Source organism: Sphaerisporangium sp. NPDC049002 (genome assembly GCF_040649355.1).
In the GTDB taxonomy this organism is placed as follows: domain Bacteria; phylum Actinomycetota; class Actinomycetes; order Streptosporangiales; family Streptosporangiaceae; genus Sphaerisporangium.
In genome coordinates this window covers 1-1494 of sequence record NZ_JBEZFH010000446.1, presented here as the reverse complement: position 1 = coordinate 1494, position 1494 = coordinate 1, and the positions used below count along the sequence as shown (strand labels likewise).

Here is a 1494-nt window from a genome sequence, read left to right as displayed (position 1 = left end):
CAGGGCCCCGGCGAGTTGAGGTTTTGATGGGGTTCGTTCATAAACATACGGCTACGCAGGTAAGGAAATGCCAAGCCGCCACAGATGGAAAGGCACGGTTCCCGAAGATCAGAGGTATCTGAGGCCACCTGATCTGAAGAGGAAACCGTGCCTGTCGTGCCATCATCGCTGATCAGCGCTGCCGACCGCGAGCAGCTTGAGCAATCGGTTCTGGATTCGGCGAGTCGGCTGAGTCTTATGGATCGGTTCGCGATGGTTTCCGATCCGCGGTCGCGGCGTGGACGACGGCATTCGCTGGCATCGGTCCTGGCGTTGATCGCGTGTGCGACCGTGGCCGTTGGCGGTGACTCGCTGACCGCGATCGAGCAATGGGCCGACAACGCGCCCCAGCCGGTCCTGGCTGACCTGCTGGTGTGGCGCAATCCGCTGACCGGGTTGCACCAGCCGCCCAGCGAGCGGACGATGCGCCGGGTCCTGGCCGACCTCGACGGCGAACAGCTCGACCGGCAGATCGGTGGCTTCCTGGGCGATCTTGCCACAGGAAGGCCGCAGGACCGCGGCCCGATCCCGGCCTGGCCCGATCGGCGAACCGAGCGGGAGGCGCGGCGTGTCGCCAGGCGCCAGGATGCGCTCGTCTCGGGGCTGCTGAGGGGATACGCCGCTGACGGTAAGACGCTCAGGGGCGCCCGCCGTGGCGAGGACGGCCGGGTCCATCTGCTCGGCCTGGCCGCCCACGCCGACGCCACGGTGCGTGCCCAACGTCAGATCCCCGCCAAGACCAGCGAGATCGCCGCCCTGGACGGGCTGCTGGACCAGGTGAACCCCGGGGAACTGGTCGGGGCCGTCATCACCGCGGACGCGTTGCATACCCAGCGCAGCTCCGCCCGCTGCCTGGTCGCAAACCATCACGGCCACTACGTCCTGATCGTCAAAGCCAATCAGCCCACCCTGCACGCCGCCGTGTTCAAGGCGTTGACCGGCACCGATGCGGCGTTCACCGGCGCCACCCACATCGAGCACGATCGTGGGCACGGCCGTACCGAACAACGGATCACCCGCGTGGCCCCGGCACAGGGCCTTGACTTCCCGTACGCCGCTCAGGTGTTCCGCATCCTGCGCTATCGCGGCGGCCTGGACGGGCAGCGTCGCAGCAAGGAAGTGGTCTACGGCATCACCGATCTGACCGCCGAACAGGCCCAGGCAGCACAGATCGCCGCCTACGTGCGTGGTCACTGGAACGCCATCGAGAATGGTACCCACCACGTCCGCGACGTGACCTTCCACGAGGACGCCGGCCAGGCCCGAACCGGGACCATTCCCCGCGCCCTGGCCTCCTTCCGCAACCTCGCCATCGGCGCCCTGCGTCACGCGGGCCACGTCAACATCGCCCACGGCCGGCGCCACCACGTCTACAGCCACCGACGCACCCTCAATCTGTTCAAGATGGAAGTGAGGGAATCAAGCTGACCAAATCACAAACTCGCCGGGGCCCTG

General features: G+C 67.1%; 1 protein-coding gene. It reads left to right on the top strand.

Annotation, left to right across the window (positions count from 1 at the left end; translation table 11 throughout):
• The first annotated feature begins 156 nt into the window (after nt 1-156).
• On the top strand, nt 157-1467 hold the full coding sequence (locus tag AB0B89_RS36400; protein WP_358562338.1) for an ISAs1 family transposase: 1311 nt from the start codon (nt 157-159) through the stop codon (nt 1465-1467).
• Nucleotides 1468-1494: the final 27 nt, after the last annotated feature.